Source organism: Mesorhizobium sp. M7A.F.Ca.US.006.01.1.1, from assembly GCF_003997935.1.
In the GTDB taxonomy this organism is placed as follows: Bacteria; Pseudomonadota; Alphaproteobacteria; order Rhizobiales; family Rhizobiaceae; genus Mesorhizobium.
The window spans coordinates 1-2,246 of record NZ_RZQL01000446.1; the positions used below are offsets into that span (position 1 = coordinate 1).

Sequence of the window (2,246 nt, forward strand, 5' to 3'; positions counted from 1 at the left end):
CTGGAAGCGGCTGAGCCCGATACCAGGCCATCGCCTGCTCCTTGCCACCCGCCCATTCCGTCACCCGGCTGATGATCTCGAGCATTTCTCGCAGACGCCCCTGGGTCTTTACCGTGGCGCTACGCTCTGACCGATAAAGCGTCTCGCGTGCAAGACCTGCAGTCTGGGCCAACTGGCCTTTGGACATGCCAAAACCGTCCGCGACCTGCCCAATCGCAATCTTCCCATTCCGGTCCATGTAGGACAAGATGAGAGGTCCATTCTGCTCGGCTATCTTGAGTGCCTGGCCCATGGTGTTCATCCTACCATATCGGGAGTCATATTTCGTGTGCAGAAGATATGGCACTTGTAGACTGTTTTCAAGAACGAACCCGTTCAGTGGCCGCGCCGCAAACCCCGCCGACAGGTGGGAATGTGCCAGGCCACCTCAACAGCACCGGTCACATCCTTACGCCGCTGCCCCGCGATATCTTGCCGCTCATCCGGTCATCCGTGCTGACGCGCCATTGGCTTTCAGCGCCGCCATGAGCATAGGTCCAACAGAAAACTCACCCGCTTTTGCCTTTTCGGTCAGCACGCGCAGATAACCGCCAGCCGAGTTGATATGCTGCGCTCTTTGCAGAATGCAGGCGATCACGATCGCGGCAACTTCCTGGCCCATCACATGGCAAGCCTCCTCATAGGCTGAAGGCGACACGCCAAGGTATCCTCGCACCTGGGCGGCGGTCATCATCAAGTCGCGCCAGCTTCCGATCCCGTTGACGGCATAGTCGGCAATATCGGGACAGGCCCGCAGCACCAGTCCAATCGGGTAGCCTTTCGGCTTCTCGGGGGGGTGGGATGTTGGCTCGGCCTCCGCCCTGCTTTTTTCGAAAGCCGGTTCAAATACAAAAGCGGAGTCTGTGTTTGAATCAGATTGCTGCCGTTCATTATGGGACTCATTGCCGCTAGGATTCTTGGCATTTGTGAAGCTTTCCAGCATCTTGTTGACCGCTTCGTGCAGCTCTACCAGCTCGGCGACGACCCCTTCCAGCTCCGACAGGCCTGCCCGGCGTGGAATTGCGTCCACAATGGCCCGGAACCGCTTCCACAGCGTTCCCCAGTCCCCGGGCACATCCTCCTCGACAGCCGCCTCGATCAGCTTATGAATGTCGCGGCGGTGCAGCGTGATGCGCTCCCGCATCAGTCTGAGCGCCCGACCGTCGGCTCGAACCTGGTCGGCCGCCTGCTGAAACTCCGCTGCCCTGGTGATCAACGGGGCCAGGGAGAAGCCGAAGGCCTCCACCACAGCCCCGCCCGGCCCTTTGCGGGCAAATCTTTTGCCGTTGGCGCTGTCCCTGCGGATGATGAGGCCGCAACTTACCAGTTCCGCCAGGTTCCTGCGCAGCGTGGAATCGGCCATGCCGTGCGCCCGCAGCGATAGCTGAGCGTTGGACGGAAAGACCATCAACCCGTTTTCCTCGCTGATCTGGTCGTCTGGATAAAACGTCAAAAGCCCGCTGAGCACCGCCAGGGCGCGATCGCCGACGCCGACAATCGACTTGCCCTCGCACAGCCACCGATAAACCTGCCATTTCTCGACGACAGACCCCTGAGGTATCTGCCTTGACGCCGTGTTGGCTTTCACCAACGCAAGCGTCATCGGCCGCCGCCCGAAGGGCGTCGTCGCAAACCCACTCTCCATTTCCCTCACCTTTCAATCAGGCAAAAGAAATCTGCTCGCCGAAATGGCGCCACGACTCTTGACAGTGATTCGGGGAAGTGCGATTCTCAGCTTGCTACAGACGAGAAGGGCTTCCGCGACGGCGACGTTCGGGGGCCTTTTTCTTTTGCGGTTTCAGTCTCCTGTTTTCTTGGCTGTTTCCGATTGCCGAAAAGCCTCGAAAAGCTCGTCCAGCCGATCGGTTATGAACGCTCCGAACGGCGAGGCTTCCTTGGCCTTCAGGGCAAGCGTAAACACTTTTCCTGTGTCGGTGATCTTGGCTCGCACGGATCTGTCGTGCGGTGCCCAAGCCTTTTCCTGTGTCTTCGATGCTGCTGGCGCGCGTTTTGCCGGCGCGCTCATGAAGTCGAACAGACGCGCAAATCGTGCGTCACTGCCTGACGTGGCGAACTCTGGACTTGCCACATAGTCGGCCGCCCTGCCCGCGCTATCCGGATGCTCCATGAGCTTGGCGAGCTGCCACCATCTGTCCCGACCAACAGTCTTGGCGGCGCCAATGGCCACAATGACTGGCTCTGGAACT

Annotated in this window: 3 protein-coding genes; all 3 read right to left on the bottom strand. The window is 59.7% G+C overall.

What is annotated here, in order from left to right:
• The coding region (locus EN943_RS36615) for an XRE family transcriptional regulator (RefSeq protein ID WP_127416571.1) at positions 1-292 on the bottom strand (292 nt) is incomplete at its 3' end.
• Positions 293-478: 186 nt separating this feature from the next.
• Positions 479-1,684 (bottom strand): plasmid replication protein RepC, encoded by a 1,206-nt coding sequence (gene repC, locus EN943_RS36620; RefSeq protein ID WP_013525330.1) that lies wholly within the window; start codon positions 1,682-1,684, stop codon positions 479-481.
• A gap of 153 nt (positions 1,685-1,837) precedes the next feature.
• Positions 1,838-2,246 (bottom strand): plasmid partitioning protein RepB C-terminal domain-containing protein (locus tag EN943_RS36625; RefSeq protein WP_281060885.1); only part of this gene is annotated, 409 nt, incomplete at its 5' end.